Source organism: Vulcanisaeta sp., from assembly GCF_049966235.1.
In the GTDB taxonomy this organism is placed as follows: domain Archaea; phylum Thermoproteota; class Thermoprotei; order Thermoproteales; family Thermocladiaceae; genus Vulcanisaeta; species Vulcanisaeta moutnovskia.
This window is the reverse complement of record NZ_JBMFVA010000060.1, coordinates 1-1,676: the sequence shown is the minus strand read 5'-3', so window position 1 is coordinate 1,676 and position 1,676 is coordinate 1. Positions and strand designations below refer to the sequence as shown.

The 1,676-nt window shown below is 55.3% G+C and carries 2 rRNA genes; both read right to left on the bottom strand.

Annotated elements, in window-relative coordinates:
* Positions 1 to 78: ribosomal RNA gene (locus ACP5L5_RS11695) — 23S ribosomal RNA — on the bottom strand; the annotation flags it as partial.
* A 61-nt stretch (positions 79 to 139) separates the two neighbouring features.
* A 16S ribosomal RNA gene (locus ACP5L5_RS11690) occupies positions 140 to 1,676 on the bottom strand; the annotation flags it as partial.

Sequence of the window (1,676 nt, the reverse complement as noted above, 5' to 3'; positions counted from 1 at the left end):
GGGCATATCGCCGCTTGCCGCGCCCTTCCTCGGCGCCCGAGCCGAGCCATCCACCGGACGGCTTCGTGGCACGGGTAGCGGGTAAACGCTCCAGCCTGGTGACCGGAAAGAAGCCACCTTGAACTCCCAACCCCCTTAAAGGAGGTGATCCGGCCGCAGGTTCCCCTACGGCCACCTTGTTACGACTTCGCCCCCCTTGGGGACCCCCAACTCGACCCCCCAGTCAACCCAGGGGGCCTCGTTAGGGATCCCCTCGGGTGGCGCGACGGGCGGTGTGTGCCTCCCCGGTGGGTTATGGGAGCTAGAGTTAAGGAATATAACCAATACTAGTATGTGATTCCCCATTGGGATACATAATGTAGGGTTATTTTGAATCCCCACAGACCCACCTAAGGGGCAGGGACGTATTCACCGCGCGTTGGTGACACGCGGTTACTAGGGATTCCACGTTCACGAGGGCGAGTTACAGCCCTCGATTCCTACTGGGGCGGGGTTTACGGGATTGCCTCCCCCTTTCGGGGTCGGAACCCGCTGTCCCCGCCATTGCAGCTCGCGTGCAGCCCCGGGGTTTCGGGGCTTCAGCAGGACTCTCCCCTTGGGATGAGTCCCTATACTGACCTGCCGTGGCCCCCTCCTTCCTCCGGCTTACGCCGGCAGTCCTCCCTGTGTGCCCCCCACCCCGAAGGGTAGGGTAGCAACAGGGAGCGGGGGTCGCGCTCGTTGCCAGACTCTCAGCCCCAGATAGGGAGTTAAATATGCGTATAAAAACTGAGGGTAAAATTTTATGGAATTTAAAGCATCACATGGGAATAGGCTCAGGAACCTTATTAATATTCCCCTTACCATGTATTACCACCATATACCCTTGATTCCTACCCATCTGGCATCCACCATAAAACCTTATCTCCGTAACTAGGTCTATACACCCAATCGACTTTGTTTACTAACCCCTATCTGGGTTAACTGGACACCTCACGGCACGAGCTCGCCCACGCCATGGTTCCCAATTCTCATTAGCACCCAAAATTCCCTTAATATATGGAGTACTTTAACATAATGGGAACCATGGGCGTGCCTGGCGACGGCCCTATGCGGGAGTCCCCCACTGAATGTGTTAGTTAAGCATGATAACGCTTAACACACTATGCGTGATTCGAATTCATCAGGTTCACTAGAATTATGCTTCATTAATTCCAGTGGGGGGATGCTCCCTATGCACCTCCTCTCAGCTCGTCCGGCAAGGTCGTTAGCCTGGCCTTCATCCTGCTGTCGCCCCGGGTGAGGTTTCCGGCGTTGACTCCAATTAAGCCGCAAGCTTCACCCCTTGTGGTGCCCCCCCGCCAACTCAGGGAGAGGATGGGGGCTGAAATGAAGATAAAGCCTAATCTTCAGGGCATCAAGATTCTATCCCATTTTGAAATCGAATGGTATTACCCATTACTAGCTACCATACACCGTCTAATCTCATCCCTATTGCTACATTATAGACACACTCAGTTTGTTTAAACTAGCCCCCAACCCTCTCTTTCCTTTAAGTTTCAGCCTTGCGGCCGTACTCCCCAGGCGGCGGGCTTAACGGCTTCCCTACGCCACTGGGCGGGCCCTAAGCCCACCCAACAGCTAGCCCGCATCGTTTACAGCTGGGACTACAGGGGTATCTAATCCCCTCTGAGCCC